Source organism: Micromonospora vulcania (genome assembly GCF_042658605.1).
Lineage (GTDB): Bacteria > Actinomycetota > Actinomycetes > Mycobacteriales > Micromonosporaceae > Micromonospora > Micromonospora vulcania.
In genome coordinates, this window is the sequence record NZ_JBHSQS010000011.1 from 60,783 (window position 1) to 84,225 (window position 23,443).

Annotated in this window: 21 protein-coding genes and 1 tRNA gene; 8 read left to right on the forward strand and 14 right to left on the reverse strand. The window is 70.8% G+C overall.

Features of this window, described 5'->3' with window-relative positions:
- Positions 1-51: 51 nt before the first annotated feature.
- Both ACFQGL_RS19505 and ACFQGL_RS19510 read right to left on the reverse strand, forming a co-directional pair.
- On the reverse strand, positions 52-2,250 hold the full coding sequence (locus tag ACFQGL_RS19505) for a (Fe-S)-binding protein (RefSeq protein WP_377513609.1): 2,199 nt from the start codon (positions 2,248-2,250) through the stop codon (positions 52-54).
- Between the two features lie 187 nt (positions 2,251-2,437).
- Positions 2,438-2,701, reverse strand: coding sequence for a cell division protein CrgA (locus ACFQGL_RS19510; protein ID WP_377513610.1), 264 nt, complete (start codon positions 2,699-2,701; stop codon positions 2,438-2,440).
- A 221-nt stretch (positions 2,702-2,922) separates the two neighbouring features.
- Between ACFQGL_RS19510 and ACFQGL_RS19515 the strand changes: the two genes are divergently transcribed.
- The 4 genes from ACFQGL_RS19515 to ACFQGL_RS19530 are packed head-to-tail and all read left to right on the forward strand — an operon-like array spanning position 2,923 to position 6,484.
- A complete protein-coding gene (locus ACFQGL_RS19515) occupies positions 2,923-3,726 on the forward strand; it encodes a DUF881 domain-containing protein (RefSeq protein WP_377513611.1) in 804 nt (267 codons plus the stop codon).
- Positions 3,723-5,543 carry a class E sortase gene (locus tag ACFQGL_RS19520; protein ID WP_377513612.1) on the forward strand — a complete coding sequence of 607 codons (1,821 nt, stop codon included), beginning with the start codon at positions 3,723-3,725 and terminating at the stop codon, positions 5,541-5,543. The genes ACFQGL_RS19515 and ACFQGL_RS19520 overlap by 4 nt, the downstream gene beginning before the upstream one ends.
- A 3-nt stretch (positions 5,544-5,546) precedes the next feature.
- Positions 5,547-5,831, forward strand: coding sequence for a hypothetical protein (locus ACFQGL_RS19525; protein ID WP_377513613.1), 285 nt, complete (start codon positions 5,547-5,549; stop codon positions 5,829-5,831).
- A 2-nt stretch (positions 5,832-5,833) separates the two neighbouring features.
- Positions 5,834-6,484 carry an aminodeoxychorismate/anthranilate synthase component II gene (locus ACFQGL_RS19530; protein WP_377513614.1) on the forward strand — a complete coding sequence of 217 codons (651 nt, stop codon included), beginning with the start codon at positions 5,834-5,836 and terminating at the stop codon, positions 6,482-6,484.
- Positions 6,485-6,489: 5 nt separating this feature from the next.
- Here the strand turns inward: ACFQGL_RS19530 and ACFQGL_RS19535 are convergent, their stop codons facing one another.
- From ACFQGL_RS19535 to ACFQGL_RS19570, 8 genes are read right to left on the reverse strand one after another with little or no spacing between them, the layout of a single operon-like run.
- Entirely contained in the window at positions 6,490-7,182 is a 693-nt protein-coding gene (locus tag ACFQGL_RS19535) for a SanA/YdcF family protein (RefSeq protein WP_377513615.1), read from the reverse strand.
- Between the two features lie 31 nt (positions 7,183-7,213).
- The gene (pknB, locus tag ACFQGL_RS19540; RefSeq protein WP_377513616.1) at positions 7,214-9,037 is read right to left on the reverse strand and encodes a Stk1 family PASTA domain-containing Ser/Thr kinase; all 1,824 of its coding nucleotides are present in this window, start codon (positions 9,035-9,037) and stop codon (positions 7,214-7,216) included.
- Positions 9,034-10,446 carry a serine/threonine-protein kinase gene (locus ACFQGL_RS19545; protein ID WP_377513617.1) on the reverse strand — a complete coding sequence of 471 codons (1,413 nt, stop codon included), beginning with the start codon at positions 10,444-10,446 and terminating at the stop codon, positions 9,034-9,036. Before ACFQGL_RS19545 ends, pknB begins: the two co-directional genes overlap by 4 nt.
- Before the next feature lies 1 nt (position 10,447).
- Positions 10,448-11,953, reverse strand: a complete 1,506-nt coding sequence (locus tag ACFQGL_RS19550) for a peptidoglycan D,D-transpeptidase FtsI family protein (protein WP_377513618.1) — start codon at positions 11,951-11,953, stop codon at positions 10,448-10,450.
- Positions 11,950-13,440: an FtsW/RodA/SpoVE family cell cycle protein gene (locus ACFQGL_RS19555; RefSeq protein ID WP_377513619.1), complete on the reverse strand. Its 1,491-nt coding sequence runs from the start codon at positions 13,438-13,440 to the stop codon at positions 11,950-11,952. The genes ACFQGL_RS19550 and ACFQGL_RS19555 overlap by 4 nt, the downstream gene beginning before the upstream one ends.
- Positions 13,441-13,470: 30 nt before the next feature.
- Positions 13,471-14,949, reverse strand: coding sequence for a PP2C family protein-serine/threonine phosphatase (locus ACFQGL_RS19560; protein WP_377513620.1), 1,479 nt, complete (start codon positions 14,947-14,949; stop codon positions 13,471-13,473).
- A complete protein-coding gene (locus tag ACFQGL_RS19565) occupies positions 14,946-15,431 on the reverse strand; it encodes an FHA domain-containing protein FhaB/FipA (RefSeq protein ID WP_074315675.1) in 486 nt (161 codons plus the stop codon). Before ACFQGL_RS19565 ends, ACFQGL_RS19560 begins: the two co-directional genes overlap by 4 nt.
- Before the next feature lie 6 nt (positions 15,432-15,437).
- Entirely contained in the window at positions 15,438-16,226 is a 789-nt protein-coding gene (locus ACFQGL_RS19570) for an FhaA domain-containing protein (protein ID WP_377513621.1), read from the reverse strand.
- 207 nt (positions 16,227-16,433) lie between these two features.
- Here ACFQGL_RS19570 and ACFQGL_RS19575 point away from each other — a divergent pair.
- The 3 genes from ACFQGL_RS19575 to ACFQGL_RS19585 all read left to right on the forward strand — a co-directional run bounded on the left by ACFQGL_RS19575 (position 16,434) and on the right by ACFQGL_RS19585 (position 18,504).
- Positions 16,434-16,516, forward strand: a tRNA-Leu gene (locus ACFQGL_RS19575).
- Positions 16,517-16,585: 69 nt separating this feature from the next.
- Positions 16,586-17,701, forward strand: a complete 1,116-nt coding sequence (locus ACFQGL_RS19580) for an NAD-dependent epimerase/dehydratase family protein (RefSeq protein ID WP_377513622.1) — start codon at positions 16,586-16,588, stop codon at positions 17,699-17,701.
- A complete protein-coding gene (locus ACFQGL_RS19585) occupies positions 17,698-18,504 on the forward strand; it encodes a WecB/TagA/CpsF family glycosyltransferase (RefSeq protein WP_377513623.1) in 807 nt (268 codons plus the stop codon). Before ACFQGL_RS19580 ends, ACFQGL_RS19585 begins: the two co-directional genes overlap by 4 nt.
- Before the next feature lie 66 nt (positions 18,505-18,570).
- Here ACFQGL_RS19585 and ACFQGL_RS19590 read toward each other — a convergent pair whose 3' ends face one another.
- Complete coding sequence (locus tag ACFQGL_RS19590; protein WP_377513624.1) at positions 18,571-20,442, reverse strand: S8 family peptidase; 1,872 nt, start codon at positions 20,440-20,442, stop codon at positions 18,571-18,573.
- A 212-nt stretch (positions 20,443-20,654) separates the two neighbouring features.
- Here ACFQGL_RS19590 and ACFQGL_RS19595 point away from each other — a divergent pair, with 212 nt between their 5' ends.
- Complete coding sequence (locus tag ACFQGL_RS19595) at positions 20,655-21,254, forward strand: hypothetical protein (protein ID WP_377513625.1); 600 nt, start codon at positions 20,655-20,657, stop codon at positions 21,252-21,254.
- On the opposite strand, the gene ACFQGL_RS19600 is transcribed toward ACFQGL_RS19595, so the two are convergent.
- The 3 genes from ACFQGL_RS19600 to ACFQGL_RS19610 form a co-directional block, all read right to left on the reverse strand.
- Positions 21,222-21,623, reverse strand: coding sequence for a hypothetical protein (locus ACFQGL_RS19600; RefSeq protein ID WP_377513626.1), 402 nt, complete (start codon positions 21,621-21,623; stop codon positions 21,222-21,224). The genes ACFQGL_RS19595 and ACFQGL_RS19600 overlap by 33 nt on opposite strands.
- A 210-nt stretch (positions 21,624-21,833) precedes the next feature.
- On the reverse strand, positions 21,834-22,055 hold the full coding sequence (locus ACFQGL_RS19605) for a DUF397 domain-containing protein (RefSeq protein WP_377513627.1): 222 nt from the start codon (positions 22,053-22,055) through the stop codon (positions 21,834-21,836).
- Positions 22,025-22,906, reverse strand: a complete 882-nt coding sequence (locus ACFQGL_RS19610; RefSeq protein WP_377513628.1) for a helix-turn-helix domain-containing protein — start codon at positions 22,904-22,906, stop codon at positions 22,025-22,027. Before ACFQGL_RS19610 ends, ACFQGL_RS19605 begins: the two co-directional genes overlap by 31 nt.
- Between the last annotated feature and the right edge of the window lie 537 nt (positions 22,907-23,443).

A 23,443-nucleotide genomic window follows, 5' to 3' on the forward strand; every position in this document is an offset into this window, starting at 1 on the left:
ACACCCGTGGGTGCCGCCGCCGTCGATCGTTCCGATCCGGGGGTACGCGGCTCAGCCGGCGACCGGCGCGCTCTCCTTGTCGCCCTGCGGCTGCTCCGGCTTGACCGAGCGGAGCAGCACGCTGGCCACGTCGATCACCTCGACCTGCTCGCCGGCGCCCTTGCCGTTGACCCCGTCGTTGAGCATCGTCGAGCAGAACGGGCAGCCGACGGCGACGGTCTTCGCGCCGGTGGCCATGGCCTCCTCGACCCGGTCCACGTTGATCCGCTTGCCGATCTTCTCCTCCATCCACATCCGGGCACCGCCGGCACCGCAGCAGAAGGAGCGCTCGCTGTTACGCGGCATCTCGGTGAGCTCGCCCTGGATGGCGTCGCCGAGCACCTCGCGGGGGGCCGCGAAGACCCGGTTGTGGCGGCCCAGGTAGCAGGGGTCGTGGTAGGTGACTCCGCCGTCGACCGGCTGCACCGGGGTGAGCTTGCCGGTGGACACCAGGTGGGCCAGCAGTTGGGTGTGGTGGACCACCTCGTACTCGCCGCCGAGCTGGCCGTACTCGTTGCCCAGGGTGTTGAAGCAGTGCGGGCAGGTGGCGACGATCTTGCGGGACGTCTTCTCCCGACCCTCGAACGCCTCGTTCAGCGTCTCCACGTTCTGCTGGGCGAGCATCTGGAAGACGAACTCGTTGCCGATCCGTCGTGCCGGGTCGCCGGAGCAGGTCTCGCCCTCGCCCAGGATCGCGAACTTCACGCCCGCCTCGTCGAGCAGCGTGGCCACCGCTCGGGTGGTCTTCTTGGCCCGGTCCTCGAACGCACCGGCGCAGCCGACCCAGAACAGGTACTCGAAGTCGTCCACCTCGCCGACCCGGGGCACCTCGAAGTCGAGGCCCTTGGTCCAGTCCTCGCGGGTGTTCTGCGGGGCACCCCACGGGTTGCCCTTGTTCTCCAGGTTGCGCAGCATCACGCCGGCCTCGGAGGGGAAGCTCGACTCGATCAACACCTGGTAGCGGCGCATGTCGACGATGTGGTCCACGTGCTCGATGTCCACCGGGCACTGCTCGACGCAGGCACCGCAGGTGGTGCAGGACCAGAGCACGTCCGGGTCGATGACGCCACCGGACTCCGCGTCGCCGATCAGCGGGCGGTCCGCCTCGGCCAACGACAGCACGTCCAGGTGGGCGAGCTGCGCGGCGGTGGCCTTCTCCTCGCCGGTCAGGTCCTTGCCACCGCCGGCCAGCAGGTAGGGCGCCTTCGCGTACGCGTGGTCGCGCAGGCTCAGCACGAGCAGCTTGGGCGACAGCGGCTTGCCGGTGTTCCAGGCCGGGCACTGCGACTGGCAGCGACCGCACTCGGTGCAGGTGCTGAAGTCCAGCAGGCCCTTCCAGGTGAACTGCTCGACCTGGGCGACGCCGAACTGGTCCTTCTCCGGGTCGGCCTCCTCGAAGTCGAGCGGCTTACCCTGGCTCGTCATCGGGCGCAGCGCGCCGAGGCCGGAGCCCGCGGGCCGGGCCGGCTCGCGCTTGAAGAAGATGTTGAAGAACGCCAGGAAGCGGTGCCAGGCGACGCCCATGGTGACGTTCAGCGAGATGACGATCAGCCAGGTCATCGAGATAATGATCTTGATGGCGGCGGCGACACTCACCCCGGCCGCCCAGTCGGGCAGCACCGCACCGACCGCGTGACTGACCGGAGTGGCCCAGAGCGGGAACTCGAAGTGGTCGGTCGCGACCTTGAAGCCCCGGATCACGAACCCGAAGATCAGGACCAGCAGCACGACCCACTCGACGAAGTAGCCCTGCCACATCGTCGAGCCGGTGAACCGGGACCGACCGCCCGGCCGGTTCGGCCGGTTGCGCAGCCGGATCACCATCAGCACCAGGATGCCGGCCAGACCCAGCACGCCGATGATCTCGGTGGCCAGACCGAAGACCGTCCAGTGCCCGATGATCGGCAACCCGCCGCCCGGCGTGACCACCTCGAAGTACGCCTCGAGCACCAGCAGCGACAGCACGATGAAGCCGACCATCACGAACCAGTGGGCCGCGCCCACCACACCCCACTTGAGCATCCGGGTGTGGCCGGCGGTCTCCACCAGCATGGTCTTCGTACGGGTGGCCTTGTCGCCGAACCGCTCGGGCGCGGGCTGACCAAGCCGGATGACGGCCACCAGCTTCAGGACCGCGCATACCGCAAGCCACACCGCAACCGCGGTGATGGCGGCCGCGAGGATCGTGGTGACGATCTGGACGCTGCCCATCGAGTTGGCCTCCCGGTCTGCTGCCTGTCCGGTGCAGCCTACGCGCAAGGTTACCCAGCAGTAACGTGAGTCTTCTCGCACTTGGCCACGCCGCCCTGCGGACACCATAGGGTGCCCCGCCCGGTCCTGCCGGGCAGGGGCTCCGCGGGGTGACGTGGGTCCTGCGACGCGTCAGCGCCGGAGGGGCTCAGCGCCAGCGAGAGAGCAGGATCAGCGAGGTGACCATCGCACCGAAGCCGACCGCGAGGTTCCAGTAACCCCACGTCGCGACCGGGTACTCCTGCTCGGACAGGTAGTAGACCACCAGCCAACCGATGCCAGCCACGATCAGAGCGACCGCGGTGAGCGGCAGCCACACCGGGCTAGGCTTGCGCGACGACCCCGCCGTCGTCGGACGGACATCCGTCGGCGGGGTGTACACCTTCTTCTTGCGGACCTGAGACTTGGGCACGACGCTCTCCAGAGGGGGTGACGACCTCGTCCGGCCTGACAACCGGGCGCGGGGGCGACGGTCCATGGCCAATAATGTTCGACAGCTAGCGTAGTCCCGAAGGGCCGCCCAGACCACGAATGGGGTCAGGCCGACGCACGGAGTGACCCAAAAGGCAGGACTGTTCGCATCACCGGCCCGGCCGGAGCGGACCGATCCCCGACACGCGGAAGGAACGGTCGGTGGAGTACACATCCGGCGCCGCCTCCTGGCAGAAGGTCCTCCGACGGGCCGTCGCGGGGCTACTGCCCGGGCGACCCCGTCAACGCCGACCCGGCTGGTCGATCGGGGTGCCCCTGATCGCCGCGGCGGCGGGGCTGCTCTTCACCACCAGCGCGACCACGGCAAACGGCACCGCGCTGCGCGAGGATCGTCGGCCCCAGCTCAACCAGCTCATCGCGGACCGCGCCGAGCAGGTGGCCGCGAGCGAGCTCCGGGCCGCCAACCTGCGCGGCCAGGTCGAGCAGCAGACCGACACGCTGGCGCACTCGGACGGCCCGATCAAGGCCCAGCAGGACCGCGCCAAGGGCAGTCTCCAGTCCGCCGGGTTCACCAAGCTGGCCGGCACCGGAGTGACGGTGGAGCTGAACGACGCACCACGCCGCAGCGACCAGACCCCCTCGGACGCCAGCAACGACGACCTGGTGGTGCATCAGAGCGACGTACAGGCGGTGGTCAACGCGCTCTGGGCCGGCGGAGCGGAGGCCATGTCAATCATGAACGTCCGCGTGCTCACCACCAGCGCGGTACGCTGCGTCGGTAACACCCTGCTGCTCCATGGCCGGGTGTACTCCCCACCGTTCAAGATCGTGGCAATTGGCGACCCGGCTGCCCTCCAGCACGCCCTCGCCAGCTCTCAGGGAGTCCGGTTGTTCAAGGACGCGGTCGACGACTATCAGCTCGGCTACAAGGAGACCGTCTCCGCGGTGGAGGTCCCGGCCTTCGAGGACTCGACCGCCCTGCGCTCGGCGACGGTGCCCCGATGAGCGGCCCGGACGACCGGCGCGACGGGCGCCACCGCGACCAGGCCGACGATCCGACCGCGTTCCTGCCCAAGGTCGACCGCCCGGAGCAGACACCGCGCCGGCCGGGCCCGACCGGCAACTGGCCCGATCCGGTGCTGCCGACCCGTGCCAGGACGACACCCCCGCCAGCGGCTCCCGAACCGCCAGCGACCGCTCGGCCGCCCCGCGAGGGTTGGTCGACCCCGCCCCCGGTCGGCCACACCCCGCCCCCGGTCGGCCACAGCCCGAGCACCGACCGCCCGGCCCAGCCGAGCGCTGGTCGACCCGATCCCCAGCGCGCCCCGGGTCACCCTCAGAGCGAGGCACCGCCGCCCTGGCCCGGCACCCCGGCGGCCGGGACGGCCCCGCAGAGCCGTCCCCCCACCGCCACGCCAGGCGTACCGACCGGACCCGGTCCGGGACCGGTCCGGCCGGCGGCTCCCGGCAGCGCGCCCGACCGCCGCCCGGTCACCGGCCCGGCGCCCGCCGGTCCGGCGGCTCCCGGCACCCAGCCCGTCAGTCCGGCCGCTCCCGGCCCCGCGCCCGCCCGCCCGCCGGCCACCGGCGGCGGCACGTCCGCCCGCCCGCCGGCCGGCGGCACGCCCGCTCCGACGACCAGGCCGGGTGGGACGCCGCCTCCGCTGACCAGGCCGACCAGCGGTCTGCCGGGCAGCACCTCGCCCCACCTGGGTACGCCCGGCGGGCCGCCAGCCCGGCCGGCCGCTCCCGGATCCCGTCCGGCGACTCCCGGCACCCCGAGCGCACCCGGTGGCGACGCACCGACCGCGTTCATCCCCAAGGTCAGCGCCGGGCCCAGCCGACCGACCGGCTCCCCGGCCACTCCGGTCTCACCGGCCGGGCCGAGCCGCGCCGCAGACCCGTCCGCCACCGCGCTGATCCCGGCGGTCCCCGCCGGGCCCACGATCCGGCCACCGTCGCTCGACTCCACGGCGCTGATGGGTGCCGTCCCCCGTACGTCGACCGCCGACGAGCCGGCCGGCACCGGAGAGAGCGCCGACGAGCCGCCCCGCCCCCGGCGCGGCGAGCGGGTGGTGCAACTCCGGGCGCACCAGACCGACGATGGCTACAAGAGCGTCTACTCGGAGCTCACCCGCCCGTCGTTCACCTCTCGACTGCGCAGCGGCATCCGGGTCACCGGCGAGGTCCTGATCACCTTCGGTCTGGTGGTGCTGCTTTTCGCCGGCTACGAGGTCTGGGGCAAGTCGGCCATCGTCGACGCCCACCAGAACGACCTCAGCAACGAACTGGCCCAGGAGTGGGCTCCGACCGACGACCCGACGGTCGTTCCGTCGGCCACCCCGAGCGTCAAGCCGTCACCGCCGGTGCACGGCAAACCGATCGCGGGCCTCTACATCCCCAAGCTCGACAAGAACTGGGTGGTGGTCGAGGGCGTCACCCAGGCCGACATCCGGTACGCCCCAGGGCACTACCCGACCAGCGCGCTGCCCGGTCAGGTCGGCAACTTCTCGGTCGCCGGCCACCGCAACCGCGCCACCTTCTGGCGGCTGGACGAGCTGGACGACGGTGACGCCATCGTGGTCGAAGGCAAGACCGACTGGTACGTCTACAAGGTGTCGAAGACCCGGATCGTCAAGCCGACCCAGGTCGAGGTGGTGGCGGCGGTGCCGGGAGAGCCCGGCAAGAAGGCGACCAAGCGGATGCTCACCCTGACCACGTGCAACCCGAAGTTCGACAACTACCAGCGCCTGATCATCCACGCCGAGCTGGATCGGACCCAGCCCAAGTCGGCGGGCCGCCCGGCGGAGCTGGGGGGCTGACCGATGTACGCGTTCATCTGGCGCAAGCTGCCGTTCGGCCTGGTCGGCAAGCTGACCGGCTCGGTGCTGCTGGTCGCCGCCACGGTGGCCCTGCTCTGGTATGTGGCCTTCCCGTGGGCCGAGCCGCTGCTGCCCTTCGACGACGTGCAGGTCACGCAGGATTCCGGCACACCGGGGGATCCGGGCGATGCGGACTCGGTGACCGGGAAGACCCCGGCCGGCGAGGAGCACGAGCTGCCCTACGACACCGACCAGAACAACTCCGCGCCCCCCTCCCCGAACGGCTGACCATGCGCGTCCTGGTGATCGACAACTACGACTCGTTCGTCTTCAACCTGGTGCAGTACCTCGGGCAGCTCGGCGTGGACTGCGAGGTCCGCCGCAACGACGAGATCGACGTCGCCGAGGTGGGCCGGGTCGGCGCGGCCGGCATCCTGCTCTCACCCGGGCCGGGCAGCCCCGACCGCGCCGGCATCTGCCTGGACGTCATCCGGGAGTACGCCGGGAAGCTTCCGATCTTCGGCGTCTGCCTCGGTCACCAGGCGATCGGCGAGGCGTTCGGAGCGACCGTGACCCGCGCCCCCGAACTGCTGCACGGCAAGACCTCCGAGGTGCGGCACCACTCGGTCGGTGTGCTCGCCGGTCTGCCCGAGCCGTTCACCGCCACCCGCTACCACTCGCTGGCCGTGCTGCCCGAGACGCTCCCCGACGAGCTGGAGGTCACTGGCTGGACCGGCTCCGGCGTGGTGATGGCGATGCGCCACCGGACGCTACCGATCGAGGGCGTGCAGTTCCATCCGGAATCGGTGCTCACCGAGGGCGGCCACCTGATGCTCGCCAACTGGCTGGCCACCTGCGGTCACCCGGAGGCCCTGGAGCGTGCTCCGGCGCTGGCCGCCGAAGTGGACGCGCGTCGACTGGCCGCCTTCGCCACCGCCTGACCCGGTCAGCCCCGTAGCGCGTCCTGGACCGCTGAATTCTCTGGTGAACTGACCGCCGGAGACCGGCCCCAGCCCGCGTCCCACGCCGCCTTGCCACTGGCGAAGTAGTCCCGGACCGACTTCCCGGCGATCAGGAACGGCCCGCAGCCTGCGCAGCGAGCTCTCACTCCGTCGACGTCGATGCCGAGATGTCGGCAGAGCGTCACCGCCCGGTTCACGTGGTAGGACTGGGTCACGATCAGTGCCCGCTCGATCCCGTACACCTCGCGTGCCCGGGCACAGCTGTCATAGGTGTCCAGGCCGAACGGGTCGGCCACCACGCGACGCGGGTCGACACCGAGCTCGACGAGGTACGACGTCATCGCGGCCGGTTCGTCACCCGACGTGCCGCCCCCGTCGCCCGACACGAGAACCACCCGAGCCCGCCCGCTGTTCACCAATTCGGCGGCGGTCTCCAAACGGCCGGTCAGCCGGTCACCCGGTTGGCGACGATCGGCCGCCACGGCGGTGCCGAGGACGATCACCACGTCGGAGGACGGCGCGTCGGCCTCGTCGTACACGTGGCCGTGCGCCGCGATCGTCGTCCACAGCCAGGGAAGGCTGGCGAGCAGCAGGGCGACCAACCCGAGGACGGCCGCGCGGCGGAGGCGACGAGGCCATCGACGCACCCGGTCGGCGACGGCTTCCGGAGCGCTCATGCCGACGGGCCCGAAGACCGGGGCACCCGGCCTAATCCTCGGGCAGCCGGATCGGCGGCGGGAACGGCTGCCCGGTGCCGCCACCGTTGCCCGGAGTGGACGGCGTGTTCGTCGGGGTCGCGGTTGGCGACGTCGTGCCCGTGGGCGGCGTCTCGACCTTCTCCGGGATGCCGATCTCGATCGTCACCGTCTTGCCCTGCGCCAGCTCGGTGCCGGGATCCGGGTTCTGCGTCTGTACGCGGCCGGCCTGGTCGGCCGGCACCTCGGTGCCGTCGCGGAACCTGGGGACGTAACCGGCCTCCCGGAGTTCCTTCTCGGCCTCGCTCCGGGTGGAGTTGATGACGTTCGGGACCTTGCTGACATTGCCCCGGGAGACGTCGAGCGTCACCTTGGTGCCCTGGGCGACGGTGGTCCCCGACGGCGGGCTGACCCTGACCACGATGCCCTTCTGGGCCGGGTTGTCCACCTGCCGTTCCACAACCACCAGTCCTCGCTCCACGAGCTGGGGCTTGACGTTCTCGAACTGGGAGTTGACCAGACCCGCGGGGATCTGCACGTCCGGCTTGCCACCGCAGATCTTGATGATCACCGTGCCGGCCTGCTCCAGCCGGGCGTTCGGCGCCGGGCTCTGCTCGACCACCGTCTCCGGCTTACAGGTGCTGTTGAACACCGGCTCCCCCGTCTGGGGCTGGAAGCCGGCGTTACGGATCTCGGTGAACGCGGCCTCCTGGCTCTTGCCGGCGAGCGTCGGAACGGACTTCAGGTCCTTGTCCTTCTGCTGATTCCAGAGCAGGGCGGCGACCAGGGCGATCACCGCCAGCACGCCGACCGCGCTGAACGTCGCGATCAGCCAGGACGACGCCTTGCGTTGACGGGGGTCACCGACACGGGCCGGGACCTGCCGGGTCTGCTGCGTTCCGCCACCGGCCGGGTAGCCCGCTCCGCCACCGGCAGTCGGGGCCATCGCCACCGTCTCGGCCTCCCGCATCACCGGGGTGGCCAGCACCGGGCGGCCCGCGGCGGCACGAAGCAGGTCGGCCCGCATCTCGCCGGCGCTCTGGTAGCGGTTGAGCGGGTTCTTCGACAGCGCCTTGAGCACGATCGCGTCGACCGCCGGAGTGACGTCCGGGTTGATGTCGCTCGGCGTCGGGGGCGTCTCCCGCACGTGCTGGTACGCGACGCTGACCGGGCTGTCCCCGACGAACGGCGGGTGCCCGCAGACCAGCTCGAACAGCACGCAGCCAGCGGCGTACACGTCGGAGCGGGCATCCACGGCCTCGCCACGCGCCTGCTCCGGGGAGAGGTACTGCGCGGTGCCGATGACCGCGCTGGTCTGCGTCATGGTGGTGGCGCCGCTGGCCAGCGCCCGGGCGATGCCGAAGTCCATCACCTTGACCTGGCCGGTCTGGGTGAGCATGACGTTGCCCGGCTTGATGTCCCGGTGGATGATGCCGTGCCGGTGGCTGAACTCCAGCGCCGCGCACATGTCGGCGCAGATCTCCAGTGCCCGGCGGGGCTGCAACCGGCCCTCGGCGCCGAGCACCTCCTTGAGGGTCCGGCCGTTGACGAACTCCATCACGATGAACGGCAACGTCTCGCCGGTCGGCGCGGTCTCCTCGCCGGTGTCGTAGACGGCCACGATCGCGGGGTGGTTGAGCGAGGCGGCGTTCTGCGCCTCCCGACGGAACCGCATCTGGAACGTCGCGTCCCGGGCGAGGTCCGTACGGAGCATCTTGATCGCGACGTCCCGACCGAGCCGGAGGTCGCGACCGCGGTGCACCTCGGCCATGCCGCCGTAGCCGAGCAGCTCGCCGACCTGGTACCTGCCACCGAGCAGGCGGGCCTGCGCTGTCATCGCGTCTGTCGTCCTTCGCTCGTCGTCGTCCCGCCGTCACCCGGCTGGAGCCGTACCTCCCGACGGTACGACGTCCGGGTCGGATCGTCGCGCCCGTCGAGCCGTAGCGCGCCGGACGTCACCGTGTGCGGTGCCAGCGCCCCGGATCGCCCATTCTTGTTCAGGTTGTAGGAAATCACGCCGGAGCAGACCAGGACCAGTACGGCCAGCAGGATGGCGAGAAGCACCATTCCGGGCCGGGACCGGCGGGGGTTCGCGGTCGACAACGCCGGCCCGGCCTGCCGGGCGTACGCCGGTGGGTGCTCCTGACGGGTCTGTGCCGGCGGCACCGCCGCGGCGCCGCGCGGGTAGCTGGTCGGGGCGACCGGCGTGCGTGCCTGCGGGACGGCCGGCGCGACGGTCGTGGGTCGGAGCTGCTGCTGCTGGGCCGGCGCGATGGCGGCCGGGCGTTGCACGGCCGGCGGGCGGGGCGGGGCAGCCGGCGGGCGTAGCTGCTGCGCCTGCGGCACCTGGGCTCGGCCGGGAGCGGCGGGCGAGGCCGGTGCCGCGGAAATCGGCCCGGGGTGCCCACCACCGGCACGGGCCTGCTGGGAGAGTGCGGCCTTGAGCTGACGGGCGACCCCGGCGAGGGCGGCCGCGCTGGGCCAGCGGGCGGCCGGGTCCTTGGCCAGCGCCCGTTCCACCAACGCCCGGACCTGCGGCGGGATGTCGGAGGGCAGCGGCCGCGGCGTCTCCCGGACGTGCCGCATGGCGATGTCGAGCGGGTTGTCGCCCTCGAACGGTCGCCGCCCGGCGAGGCACTGGTAGGCGACCACGCCAAGCGCGTACACGTCGGAGGCCGGCGTGGCCACACCGCCGGTGGCCTGCTCCGGCGAGATGTACGACGCGGTGCCGAGCACCGAGCCGGCGGCGGTGAGCGAACCCACCAGGTCGGAACGGGCGATGCCGAAGTCGGTGAGCACCAGCGTGCCGTTCGGCCGGACGAGCAGGTTGCCCGGCTTCACGTCCCGGTGCACGATGCCCTTCTCGTGGGCGGCGTGCAGCGCGTCGGCGGCCTGCGCGACCAGCGCCATCGTCCGGGCCGGAGTGAGTCGGCCGACCCGGCTCAGGGTGGACGACAGGGCATCACCCTCGACGTACTCCATCACCAGGAAGGCGATCTGCTGGTCGTTGCCGAAGTCGTAGACGTCCACCACGCCGGGGTGGTTGATGGTGGCCATGGTCCGGGCCTCGCCACGGAACCGCTCGCCGAAATCGGGATCGTCGAGCAGGGCGGGGAGCAGGCTCTTCACCGCGACCGTCCGGCCGAGCACCTGGTCGGTGCCACGCCAGACGTCGCCCATGCCGCCGCTGGCGATCCGCTCGTCGAGGCGGTAGCGGTTGCCGAGCTGGACACCGGGGCTGAGCATGTCAGCGACCTCCGGGGTCGGCGATGGCCGCCCGCATGATCTGGCCGCCGATCCGGGCCGCCTCGGCGCTACCGCCCGGGCCGGCCTGCTCCAGCTCCACGCAGACCGCGGAGACGGCGTTGCCGTTCTTGTCCAGGGCGAAGCCGATGAACCAGCCGTGGTCGGGGCGATCCGGGGCGGACTGGGCGGTGCCGGTCTTGCCGCCGACCGTGTAGCCGCTGATCGCGGCCTTCCGGCCGGTGCCGTTCTGTACCACGCTGACCATCATGTCGCGCAGGTCGCCGGCGACCGGGCCGGTGACCGGCTGGCGCAGATCTCGCGGCTTCGCGGTGTAGTAGCTGGTCGTCCGGTCCGGGGCGAGCAGCTGCCGGACCAGGTACGGCCGCATCTGGGTGCCGCCGTTGGCAACCGCGCCCGCGATCATCGCGCCCTGAAGTGGGGTCATCCGGACGTCGCGCTGACCGATCGAGGACTGGGCCAGCGCGGCCGGGTCGTCCGTCCCGTCGGCGTTCTGCATGGTGCCGGTCCGGCTGGCAGCCGTGGGCAGCCCTCCCTCGCCGAGCTGACCGACGGTGAGGTCTTCCTGCTCGAAGCCGAACTGCCGGGCCTTCTCCTTGATGGCGTTGGCGCCGAGCCGCACGCCGAGCTGGGCGAAGCCCGTGTTGCACGATTCGGTGACCGCGTCCAGCAGGGTGACCTGCGACTCCGGGCAGATCGATGCGGCGGCGTTGCGGATCGGCTCACCGGAGGTGGGCGGGGTGTAGCTGGGACCGGCCGGGATCTGGGTGCTCTTGGTGACACCGTTCTCCAGCGCCGCCGCGGCTACCACGATCTTGAAGGTGGAGCCCGGCGGCAGGGTCTCGGAGAGCGCGCGATTCTTCAGCGGTTCTTCCGGGTCCTGCTCGAGCTTGGTGTACGCCGCGGCGGCCTCGGTGCCGGTGTGGCTGGCAAGCGGGTTCGGATCGAAACTGGGCATGGAGACCAGCGCCTGCACCGCCCCGGTACGCGGGTCGATGGCGATCGCCGCGCCCCTCTTGGCGTCCACCTGGTTGTTGCGCAGCTGGTCGTACGCCACGTCCTGGGCCCGCTTGGAGAGCGTGAGCAGCACGTTGCCGCCACCGGTGTCGTCGCCGGTGAACATGTCCTTCACCCGGTCACCGATCAACTGGTCGCTGGTGCCGGCCAGGAAGTCGTTCTCGACCTGCTCGATGCCCTGGTCGGCCAGGTTGACCGGCTTGTAGCCGAGCACGTGGGCATACTTGGCGCCGCCCGGGTAGGTGCGCAGGAACTTCAGCGTGCCGGTGGTCTCCTTGCTGGTGGCCACTGCCGTGCCGCCAGCCTCGATGTTGCCGCGCTTGCGCTTGTAGTCGGCAACCTGGACCCGGCCGTTGTAGTCGCTGGTGCGGTATTCGTCGGCCTTGTAGGCCTGGATCCAGTTCAGGTTCGCGAAGAGCAGGCCGAACAGGACCATGACGACGACGCCGACACGGCGCAGGGGTGCGTTCACGGCTTGATCACCTCCGTGGGAGCACCGTGCAGCTGCTCGGGCGGGCCGGCGGCGGGCCGGGAAGCCTTGCCAGCGGCCCCGGTGACCGGTCGGCGGGCTCCGTCGGAGACCCGCAGCAACACCGCGATGAGCAGCCAGTTCGCCATCAGTGACGAACCACCGGCGGACAGGAACGGGGTGGTCTGACCGGTCAGCGGGATGAGCTTGCTGATCCCGCCGACGATCACGAAGACCTGCAGACCGAGGGTGAACGCGAGACCACCGGCGAGGAGCTTGCCGAACGAGTCCCGCACCGCGAGGGCGGCACGCAGCCCGCGCTCCACGATCAGCAGGTAGACGACCAGCAGCGCGGAGAGCCCGAAGAGGCCGAGCTCCTCACCGATGCCGGCGAAGATGAAGTCGTTCTGCACCTCGGGCAGAATCCCCGGCTGGCCGCCGCCCGGCCCGGCACCGAAGAGGCCACCCGTGCCGAGCGCGAGCAGCCCTTGCACCAACTGGTAGCCCTTGTCGGTCGGATCGGCGAACGGGTCGAGCCAGATCTCGGCGCGCAGGTAGAAGTTGGCGAACGGGCCGCCGACCGTCTCGCCGAGGACGTAGGCGAGGTACGCGCCACCGAAGAAGAGCACCAGGCCGATCAGCAGCCAACTGACCCGTTCGGTGGCGATGTAGAGCGTCACCACGAACATGCCGAAGTAGAGCAGCGAGGTGCCCAGATCCTTCTCGAAGACCAGCACCAGGACGCTGATCAGCCAGACCCCGACCACCGGGCCGAGGTCGCGGCCACGCGGGAAGTCGATGCCGAGGAAGCGCCGGCTGGCCAGCGACAGCACCTCGCGCTTGCGGACCAGGTAGTAGGCGAAGAAGACCAGCAGCGCCAACTTGGCGAACTCACCCGGCTGAATGGAGAAGCCGGCGACCTGGATCCACAGCCGGGCGCCGTTCCTCTCGGAGATGCTGGTCGGCAGCACCGCCGGGAGCATCACCAGCACGATGCCGGCCAACCCCAGGGTGTACGCGTACCGGGAGATCGATCGGTGGTCGCGCATGAGGGCGAGCAGGCCGGCAGCGAGGATCACCGAGGCGAGCGTCCAGGCCAACTGGCGCCCGCCCTGCCCCGCGAAGACGGCCAGGCCCTCCCGGTCGGCAACCGGGGCGTCGCCCAGGTCGATCCGGCGCAGGAAGCCCACCCCGAGCCCGTTGAGCAGGGCCACCGCCGGCAGTAGGGCCGGGTCGGCGAACGGGGCGAGGAAGCGGATGACCAGGTGCAGGCCGAGGAAGACCGCACCGAGCGCGGCGGCGGGCATCCAGAAATCCGGGGTGACCGTGTCCAGCAGGTTCGCCTCGACGGTCGCCCCGTACGCGGCCACCAGCACCAGGGCGAGCAGCAGCAGGGACAGCTCGGCGTTGCGCCGGGACCGGGCCAGGCGCACGCCGGACTGCTCGCCCGTGGTGGCGGGCGAGGTTGCCGGTGTGGCCGCTGCGGTCACGGGTGGAGTCCTTGGGATCTCAGCCGACACTCACTCGGTAGACCGGCAACCGGCCGGATCGAGCGTCGGCGGGGCCGAGTCGGAGGGCGTCGCGTCGGGCGTCGTGGTCGGGGCGGTGAAGCCGGCAGCGGTGGTGGCACCGGTGGTCGGGCTGGCGGTGACGACCCCGTTCGGGGTCGCCGACGCGCTGGCGCTCGGGCTGCCGTTCGGCGCCGGGGTCGTCACGCCCGGGGTCGGAGTAGGCGTCGGCGTCGGCGTGCCGCCAGCCGGGGCCGTGTCGGACGGGCAGAGCGGCTTCAGGTTGGGGTTGCTCGGGGTGTCGCTGGTCAGCTCGGCCAGCTGGCGCTCGGCGTCCGGCTCGTTCTTGGCCCGGATGCCCACCTTGACGGTGTCCTGCGCGGCCACCGTGAGGTCGTCCAACCGGGTGCCGCTGGTGCGGTGCACGGTGGAGAGGTCCATCCCGGCGATTTGGCCCTGGACGCCGCGGAAGACGGCGACCTGGCCCTCCTCGGTGGCACCCACGTAGTACTGCCGCTGGGTGTACGTCCAGCCCCCGAAGACCCCGCCGCCGACGATCACCAGCAGGGCCAGCGCCATGGCGGCGGCCCGCACCGGCCGGTGCTTGGGCCGCTCCGGCTCGTCGTCCGAGGCGGCCGGCTCCTCCGGCGCGGCCGGGCGCGGCGCGGAGAGCGCCGAGGCCCGCGCGGCCGGGGTGGAGTCGTCGGCGGAGGTGGCCATGCCCCGGTCCCGGGCAGCGGCACCGCCGACGATCGGGGTCGCCTCGACGATGTCCTGATCGGTGGCGTCGGCGATGATCACCGTGATGTTGTCCGGTCCGCCGCCGCGCAGCGCGAGCTGCACGAGCCGTTCGACGCACTGCTGCGGATCGACGTACTCACGCAGGGTCTCGCCGATGGTCTCGGCACTGACCACACCCGAGAGCCCGTCGCTGCAGATCAGATAGCGGTCGCCGGGAAGCACCTGGCGCACCGAGTACTCCGGGTCGATGTCCCGGCCGTCCAGGGCCCGGGTCAACAGCGACCGCTGCGGGTGGCTGCTCGCCTCCTCGGCGCTGATCCGGCCCTCGTCGACGAGCATCTGGACGTACGTGTCGTCCTTGGTGATCTGCGCGAACTCGCCGTTGCGCAGCAGGTAGGCCCGCGAGTCGCCGATGTGGACCATGCCCAGCTTGCTGCCGGTGAAGAGGGTCGCGGTCAGCGTGGTGCCCATCCCCTCCAACTGCGGGTTGGCGTCCACGGTGTCGCGGAGTTGTTGGTTGGCGGTGCCCACGGCCGAACGCAACGCGTCGACGAGGGCGTCACCCGGGACGTCCTCGTCGAGCGGCGCCATGGCACCGATGACGATGTTGCTGGCGACGTCACCGGCGGCCATGCCGCCCATGCCGTCGGCAACGGCGAGTAGCCGCGGCCCGGCGTAGACGGAATCTTGATTGCCGTCTCGGATCAGACCGCGGTCGCTGTGGGCCGCATAGCGCAGGGTCAGAGTCATGGCCGTAATTCGAGGGAAGTGCGGCCGATCCGGATCGGCACGCCGAGGGGGACGGGGGTTGGTCCGGTGACCTTAGCGCGATCTAGGTAGGTGCCGTTAGTCGAGCCGAGGTCCTCGACGAACCACTGCCCGTCACGCGGCACGAGCCGGGCGTGCCGCGCGGAGGCGTAGTCGTCGGTGATGACCAGGGTGGAGTCCTCGGCCCGACCGATGGTGATCTGCGCTTCACCGAGAGTGATTCGGGTGCCAGCCAGCTGGCCGGCGGTCACCACCAACTGGTGGGCCGCCCTGCCCCGCTTCACCTTCGCCGGTTTGGCCGCCTGCCCCGTCGAGGCGCCCACCGCGCGCGGTGCGGCCACCAGACGACCCGACCGGGCACCCGCGAAGAGGTCCCGGCGGATGACGCCGACCACCGTGAACACGAAGATCCACAGCAGGATCAGGAACCCGAACCGGGCGACGGTGATGACCAGTTCCGGCAAGGCGGGTCAGCCGTCCACGCGGAAGGTCAACGTCGTGGTGCCGAGCTGGATCATGTCGCCCGGGTTGAGGGCGACGGCGGAGACCCGCTGGCCGTTGACCATGGTGCCGTTGGTCGACCCCAGATCGGTCAGCACAACCTGGCCGCCGTCGAAGTCCAGCCGGGCGTGTCGCCGGGAGATGCCGACGTCGGGCAGGCGCAGGTTGGCCTGGTCGCCGCGACCGATCACCGTCGACCCCATCTGGAGGGGATAGGTGCGCCCGTCGCCGGACACCAGCCGGACGTTGCGGGTGCCGCCCTGGCCGGGCGGAGGGCCGTAGCCACCGCCCTGGTCGTACGCGGGGTAGGCGGGCGGACCGGCGTCGTAGCCGGGTGCCGAGACCGGGGCGACCTCGCCACCGGTGTAGACCTCGGCGGTGACACGGAACATGCCCGTGTCCAGGCCCTCACCCCGTTCGATCTCCACGATCACGTCGCCGTAGACCGTCCAGGCCTGCTCGCCGATGAACTCCGCCTGCGACTGGGCCAGTTCCTGGGCCAGCGCGGCGGCGTACGGCGCCAGCCGACTGTGGTCGTACGGCGAGAGATCGATCACGTAGCGGTTGGGCACCAACGTGCGCCCACCGGCCAGGATCGCCTTGTGCGCCTCGGCCTCCCGCTGCATGGCGTTGAGGATCTCCACGGGGTGGACCACCCCTTTGAAGACCTTGGCAAAGGCCCCTTCGACCAGGCCTTCCAGACGCTTCTCGAAGCGTTGCAGCACGCTCACCGGCTCCTCCTCGGGTCCCGAGGACATGATGGTATCCGGCCGGCGCGCGCGCAGCTCACACGCCGCTCGGCCGCCTGCTACCGGCCCGTTCGGATGGGCCGGGACTACCGTGCTACTCTTTCGTCCGCCACGAACGGTAACCGCTCGTGGCGAGCGCCGGGGACAGCGTAATATCTCCGGGGCCCGTTGGAGACGACGGGCTCGGGGCGGCTAAAGTGTTCCGGGTCGTGCCACGGGGATGTGGCGGAATGGCAGACGCGCACGGTTCAGGTCCGTGTGCCCGAAAGGGCGTGGGGGTTCAACTCCCCCCATCCCCACCCACAGACGAGGGCTCCGCGGAATGCGGGGCCCTTCCGTCATATTCGGGGCGTGCCGGACGTCACGCTATGCTCCGATGGTTTCTGCCTCCGATGGACCAGGAGTGGCGTGTGAGTGTCGCGTTGGTGACCGGGTCGGGCGGTCTGATCGGCTCCGAGGCGGTCCGGCACTTCGCCGGCCTCGGTCTGGACGTCGTCGGCATCGACAACGACATGCGCCGGTACTTCTTCGGCGAGGACGGGTCGACCTCGTGGAGTCTGCAGCGGCTCGGCCGTGACCTGGGTTCCGCGTACACCCACTTCGGGGTGGACATCCGGGACCGGGACGGCCTGGAGCAGGTGTTCAAGAAGTACGGCTCGGACATCGCGGTGGTGATCCACAGCGCGGCGCAGCCGAGTCACGACTGGGCGGCCAAGGAGCCGTACACGGACTTCGACGTGAACGCCGGCGGCACGCTCAACATGCTGGAGAACACCCGCCGGCACGCGATCGACGCGCCGTTCATCCACTGCTCGACCAACAAGGTCTACGGCGACCGGCCCAACAATCTGCCGTTGATCGAGCTGGAGACCCGGTACGAGCTGCCCGAGGACCACCGCTGGTACCAGGGCATCACCGAGGACATGTCGATCGACAGCTCGCTGCACTCGGTCTTCGGTGCCTCCAAGGTCGCCGCGGACGTGATGGTGCAGGAGTACGGGCGCTACTTCGACATGAAGACCGCCTGCTTCCGGGGCGGCACACTGACCGGCCCGGCCCACTCGGCGGCCGAGCTGCACGGGTTCCTTGCGTACCTGATGCGCTGCGTGATGGAGGGCCGGACGTACAACCTGTTCGGCTACAAGGGCAAGATGGTCCGCGACGCGATCCACTCGCGGGACGTGCTGACCGCGTTCGAGGCGTTCTTCCGGGCACCGCGCTCGGCGGAGGTCTACAACCTCGGCGGCGGCCGGCACTCCAACACCTCGCACATCGAGGCGTTCCGGATCGCCGAGGAGATCGCCGGCCGCGAGGCGCAGATCAACTACGTCGAGCAGAACCGCACCGGCGACCACCAGTGGTACGTCAGCAGTATGGCCCGGTTCGAGGAGCAGTACCCGGACTGGAAGATCACCTATGACGTGCCGATGATCCTGCGCGAGATCTACGAAGCCAACGTGGACAAGTGGGTGCCCCAGGCATGACTGCCCAGACCAAGCGGAACGTCCTCGGCGTCCTGGTCGACGCCACCGACTACGCCACCGCGACCGACGCGGTGGTGACCGCGGCGCACGAGCGACGCCCGCTCGCGCTGACCGCGCTGGCTGTGCACGGCGTGATGACCGGCGTGCTGGACCCGGCGCACAACGCCCGGCTCAACTCGTTCGACGTGGTCACCCCGGACGGGCAGCCGGTGCGCTGGGCGCTCAACCTGCTGCACCACGCCGGGCTCACCGACCGGGTCTACGGGCCGACGTTGACCCTGCACGTGCTCTCCCGCTTCGCCGACGAGGGGCTGCCGGTCTACCTGTACGGCTCGACCGACGAGACGCTGGCCAAGCTGATCCCGGCGCTGGAGCGGATGTTCCCGGCACTGAAGATCGCCGGGGTGGAGTCGTCGAAGTTCCGGGCGGTCCAGCCGGGCGAGGACGCCGAGATCGCCGACCGGATCCGGTCCAGCGGTGCCCGGCTCGTCCTGGTCGGGCTCGGCTGCCCGCGCCAGGAGGTCTTCACGTACGCGATGCGGCCGCTGCTCGACATGCCGCTGATGGCGGTCGGGGCGGCCTTCGACTACCACGCCGGGCTGCTGCGTCAGCCACCGTCGTGGATGCAGCGCGCCGGGCTGGAGTGGTTCTGGCGGCTCGGCCTGGAGCCCCGGCGCCTGTGGCGTCGCTACATGATCCTCAACCCGGCATACCTGGCCCGGCTCGCCGGCCAAAAGACCGGTCTGTGGAAGGCCCGCCCGCCGGCGCCGGCCACCGAGCGGCCCGCCACGTTCGCGGTCTGACCCCGATTCGTACGGCCCGAGGCCCCACCCGATGTTCCGGGTGGGGCCTCGGCCGTAGCGACATGCTCAGAGGGTCAGGGTCCAGGTGTTGATGTAGCCGGTGTCACCGGCGTACACGTCCCGCACCTGCAGCCGCCAGGTGCCGTTCGCCGCCTCGCTGGAGACGTTGGCGGTGTACGTCGTGTTCACGTTGTCGGCGCCGTCGAAGTAGCTGCTGTTCTTCAGCCGGTACGCCGAGCCGTCCGGTGCGACCAGGTCGATCACCAGGTCACCGCGGTAGGTGTGCACGATGTTCACCGCGACGGTCGAGGTCGCCGAGGCGTTGCGGCCGCAGCCGGCGATCGTGATCGAGCTGGACACCGTGGCGCCGGTGTCCGGGATCGCGACGTCGGTCCCGTTGCTGCCGGAGCAGCCACCGCCACCCGAACCGGTCACGGTCAACGTGTAGGTGGCCGTACGGGTGCCCGCCGCGCCACTGCCGGTGATGGTGACGGGGTAGCTGCCCGCCGGGGTGCTCGCCGAGGTGGCGATGGTGAGGGTGGACGAGCCGCCCGAGGTCACCGTCGACGGGCTGAACGACGCGGTCGCGCCGGCCGGCAGGCCGCTGGCGGAGAGGCTCACCGACTGGGCGGAGCCGGCGGTGGTCGCCGTGCCCACGGTGGCCGTCACCGAGCCGCCCGGTGCGGTGGAGCCGGAGGTCGGCGACACCGATACCGAGAAGTCGTTGGCCGGCGGAGTGCCGTTCACGACGTAGAGCAGCTGGTTCGGGGTGCCGGTGCCGACGTTGGTCACCATGTTCGGGGTGGAGTTGTTGACCAGGTAGTCCCGCACCTGCTGGGGGCTCCAGGACGGGTTCGCCGAGAGCACCAGTGCTGAGGCGCCGGCGACGTGCGGCGATGCCATCGACGTGCCGCTGATGGTGTTCGTCGCACTGGTGCTGGTGTACCAGGCCGAGGTGATGTTGACGCCCGGGGCCAGGATGTCGACGCAGGTGCCGAAGTTGGAGAAGCTCGCCGCGGCGTCGTTGTTCTGCGTCGCACCCACCGTGATGGCGGAGGCGACCCGGGCCGGGGAGTAGTTGCAGGCGTTCTGGCGGACGCCGAGGCTGTTGCCGTTGCCGGCGGCGACCGCGTACGTGACGCCGGAGCTGATCGAGTTGGCGACGGCCGTGTCGATCGAACTGTTGGCGCCACCGCCGAGACTCATGTTCGCCACCGCCGGCTTGATCGCGTTGGCGGTCACCCAGTCGATGCCGGCCACCACCTGGGCGTTGGTGCCGCTGCCCTGGCAGTTGAGCACTCGGACGCCGACGATCTGCACGCCCTTGGCCACCCCGTACGCCGAGCCGCCAACCGTGCCGGACACGTGCGTGCCGTGGCCGTTGCAGTCGTCGGCGGAGCCGCCGTCCACCGCGTCGAAGCCGGAGACGGCCCGTCCGCCGAAGTCGTTGTGCCCGTACAGCACGCCGGTGTCAATGATGTAGGCGTGCACGTTCGACGCCGTGTTCGGGTAGGTGTAGGAGCTGTTCAGGGGCAGGTTCCGCTGGTCGATCCGGTCCAGGCCCCAGGATGGCGGGTTGGTCTGGGTACCGGCGATCGAGACGGTGTGGTTCTGCTCGACGTACGCCACCGCCGGGTCGGCGGCGATCCGTGCGGCCGCCTTCGCGCCGACCCGGATCTCGAAGCCGCGCAACGCCGCGCCGTAGGTGCGGGCAACCGTGCCGCCATGCCGACCAACGAGCCGGCTCGCGTTGTCGCCGACCGTGCCCCGGCTGACGGCGGTGTCCTTGAAGACGACGATGTAGCTGTCCGCGACGGCCGTGTCCCCGCCCGCCGCCCGGACAGTTCCCGTCGGCTCAGCGGCCAGGGCGGGTGTGGCAGCGGCCAGCAGGGTCAGTGTGGCCACCCCGACGAGTACGGACCTGTGGGCAAGACCCATCTCCTACCTCCCTCCGACCGGCAGCCGCCCGACGCGGGTCCCGCTCAGATCCATGGCAGCCGATCTTCCCGAGAGTAGGCCAACGCAGTGATGAAGATAAACATGTCGAATCTTTCATAACGCGGAGAGGATGCCCCTACGGGATGGCGTCCGGGACGAACAGGGGCTGCTCCCCGATTCGCGGACGGCCGCGACGGGCAAGGCTGTCCAGCATGGAGAGCCCCCTCGCCGCACTGCTGCCGATCGTCGTCGTCTGGCTGGCCGCTGGCGTGGTCGCGGACGGCCTGCCCCGGCTCGATCGCGCCCGCGCACTGCGCCGACGCGCCGGCCAACTGCTCATCCTGACCCTCACGGGTCTGACGCTCACGGTGACCGTGCTGGCCGTGGGGCTGTTCAGTGTCGGGAACGCCCCGGCTGACCAGGCCGCCACCGCCCTCAACCTCGCCGGACTTCCCGCGCTCGTGGTGACGGTATGCACCGTACGCCGGGTGCGTCGGCTCTGGGCGGGCGCGGGAGCGTTCGCCGCGGCGCCGGAGACGCCCGCTCCGTACGGCCTGCGGGCCGCTGCGGCACACCCGCTGATCGGGCTGCCGTTGCAGGTCACCGGCCTGCTGACGGTGCCCGCGGTGATCGCGGCGAGCGACACCGACCTGTTCGCCGCGCCGGGTGTCACCGGTCCGGCGATCACCGTCGGGGCGCTCGGGATCCTGGCCATCGGCGTACGGCACGCACTACGGCACAGCCGGCTCGCCGAGCGGGCCCAGCCGGAAACGCCTCGATCAACGCGATCGGCCGGACCCCTGCACGTATAGCAGTTCCAGGATCGCTCGGGTCGCCTCGAACCAGCGGTCCAGCCAGCCCGGCGGCGGCACGCTGCCCCTGGGCGGCAGCTCCAACAGCAGACCGCGCAGCAGCGGGTGGTCGGCCAACGACCCGGCGGACTCCGTGGGCCAGCCGGTGGGCGGGAAGGACGGCTCGATCAGCGGATTCGGGTCCAGCGACGGCAGAGTGAGCGGCCCATCGGCCGCCTCGGACGGCGACGCGTCCCGCCCGCTCAACTCCTCGTCGGTCGAGACCACCTCGGTCAGTACGGTGTCCCGGCGAGCCCCGCGGTATTTACCACCGAATCGTTCCGGCTTGGCCGGACCATTGGTGAGGTTTTCTGACCCGATCGTCGTCATCCGTCTCGCCTACCTCGCTCGGTTGCGGGATGCGTGCGGCGCGTCGTCGACCAACGCCGTACCGATCGGTTCAACGAGACGGACCCCCGGCGGCGACGGGAATCCCGGCGGAACCTCGTCCGGGGTCGCCGCCAACGTGGCCGGCAACGCCCGGATACGGGAAGTCCCCCGTCCGGTCGGGACCGGACGAGGAACCACCCGACCACGCGATCAGGCTGGGCCGAACGCACCGCCTCTGGTGCCGGCGACGAAGGCGTGCCAGCCGCCCGGGCCGAAGACCAGGGCCGGGCCGGCCTTGTCCTTCGAGTCCCGCACTCCGACCGCCCCGGTCACGTACGCCACCTCCACGCAGTTGTCGCAGTTCGGCCCGCTCTTCGAGCTCTTGAACCACGTCGCCCGCGTCAGGTCCACGGGGAACCCCTTGGTCGCCATTTCCACAACGGCTCCTCTGCCAGTTTTGCGATGTGTGCGACGGACTCCTCCGGGCGGATGGCAGCGGCGCGGATGTGATCGAAGATGAAGCTGTACTTCTGTAGTTCGTCGCTCTTCTCGAGGAAGAGCCCACCCGTGGCGTTCTCCGCGTACACGACATCCGGATCACCGGGCTCAGGGAAGCTGAGGATCGTGAAGGTGCCGTCCATGCCGGCGTGCGCGCCCACCTCGAAAGGCAGGATCTGCAACGTCACGTTCGGCAATTCGGCAACCTCGACCAGCCGTTTCAGCTGGCCACGCATCACTTCGTCCCCGCCCACCGGCCGGCTCACCACCGCCTCATCGAGCACCACCCACAGATCGACCGGATCTTCCTGGGTCAACAACGACTGACGGCCCAATCGGACACGCACTCTCTGGTGGACCTGATCCGCGGTGAAGTCCGGCCGGGCGGCGCGGATCATCGCACCGGCGTACTCCTCGGTCTCGAGCAGACCGGGCACCACCTGCTGCTCGTACGCCCGGATCGAACTCGCCGCGGCCTCCAGCCCGACGTACGCCCCGACCAGCACGGTGCTGTAGGGATGCCACCAGCCCTTCTGTCGGGCCTCCCGGGCAATTTGTACGAGTTCGTCGCTTTCGGCACCCACCACGCCGTAGATCCGCAACATGTCCCGAACGTCGCGTGGGGTGGCCGTGGTGTGGCCGGTCTCGATCCGGGAGACCTTCGACGACGAGCACTCCAACTGCTCGGCGACCACCTCGATGGTGATCCCGGCCGACTCCCGCTGGCGGCGCAACTCGGCACCGAGCCGCCGCCGACGGATCGTCGGGCTACGCCGCTCGCTCACGGCGCCTCCCCAGTGCCTGGTTCTGGCTCCCGCCGCTGGCTGCTCGACCCCACCCGGGCTACCTCCGGTCGACGCGCCGGTGGCTGCCGCTCGCCGCGGGCGCGATCGTCGACCGACGAGCGGTCGCGGCGAGGGGGTGGTGCCGGTCATCGGCCGGCCGCGACGGGCGAAACCGGCCCTCAGTGTGCCGTCCGGACGTGAGTGGCTTCAAGCGCTGCTTTGCGCGAGCCGCTCACGTATCGGCAAAAGTCGACGTGCAACTTGCATGACGCACGTCCCTGATGCACTCTGTCCGTATGGCACGGGTCACTCAGAGTCTCCGTCCGCTCCCCCGGAGTGGTGATCCCACCGTCCCGGGGAAGCCGGGCGCGACGTGGGCCCGGTACGCAACACCGAGACCTGCTCCGGGGTAAAGACCCCGCCGCTGCAAGCCGGCTTGGCTGCGGCGGCGGGCGCGGTTCCCCGGAAGCAGCCGGGTGATGGTCGGGTGGCGGCACGCCACCAGCGGGGTACGGCCCGACCACCACCACCCACACC

Bases quoted from the DNA above. Each gene is read 5' to 3' on its own strand.
- ACFQGL_RS19530 (WP_377513614.1), top strand. From the start codon at position 5,834: ATGCGCGTCCTGGTGATCGACAACTACGACTCGTTCGTCTTCAACCTG.
- ACFQGL_RS19585 (WP_377513623.1), top strand. From the start codon at position 17,698: ATGACTGCCCAGACCAAGCGGAACGTCCTCGGCGTCCTGGTCGACGCC.
- ACFQGL_RS19520 (WP_377513612.1), top strand. From the start codon at position 3,723: ATGAGCGGCCCGGACGACCGGCGCGACGGGCGCCACCGCGACCAGGCC.
- ACFQGL_RS19560 (WP_377513620.1), bottom strand. From the start codon at position 14,949: ATGACTCTGACCCTGCGCTATGCGGCCCACAGCGACCGCGGTCTGATC.
- ACFQGL_RS19505 (WP_377513609.1), bottom strand. From the start codon at position 2,250: ATGGGCAGCGTCCAGATCGTCACCACGATCCTCGCGGCCGCCATCACC.
- ACFQGL_RS19545 (WP_377513617.1), bottom strand. From the start codon at position 10,446: ATGCTCAGCCCCGGTGTCCAGCTCGGCAACCGCTACCGCCTCGACGAG.
- ACFQGL_RS19605 (WP_377513627.1), bottom strand. From the start codon at position 22,055: ATGGCGACCAAGGGGTTCCCCGTGGACCTGACGCGGGCGACGTGGTTC.
- pknB (WP_377513616.1), bottom strand. From the start codon at position 9,037: ATGACAGCGCAGGCCCGCCTGCTCGGTGGCAGGTACCAGGTCGGCGAG.
- ACFQGL_RS19600 (WP_377513626.1), bottom strand. From the start codon at position 21,623: ATGACGACGATCGGGTCAGAAAACCTCACCAATGGTCCGGCCAAGCCG.
- ACFQGL_RS19580 (WP_377513622.1), top strand. From the start codon at position 16,586: ATGCTCCGATGGTTTCTGCCTCCGATGGACCAGGAGTGGCGTGTGAGT.
- ACFQGL_RS19525 (WP_377513613.1), top strand. From the start codon at position 5,547: ATGTACGCGTTCATCTGGCGCAAGCTGCCGTTCGGCCTGGTCGGCAAG.
- ACFQGL_RS19535 (WP_377513615.1), bottom strand. From the start codon at position 7,182: ATGAGCGCTCCGGAAGCCGTCGCCGACCGGGTGCGTCGATGGCCTCGT.
- ACFQGL_RS19570 (WP_377513621.1), bottom strand. From the start codon at position 16,226: ATGTCCTCGGGACCCGAGGAGGAGCCGGTGAGCGTGCTGCAACGCTTC.
- ACFQGL_RS19590 (WP_377513624.1), bottom strand. From the start codon at position 20,442: ATGGGTCTTGCCCACAGGTCCGTACTCGTCGGGGTGGCCACACTGACC.
- ACFQGL_RS19595 (WP_377513625.1), top strand. From the start codon at position 20,655: ATGGAGAGCCCCCTCGCCGCACTGCTGCCGATCGTCGTCGTCTGGCTG.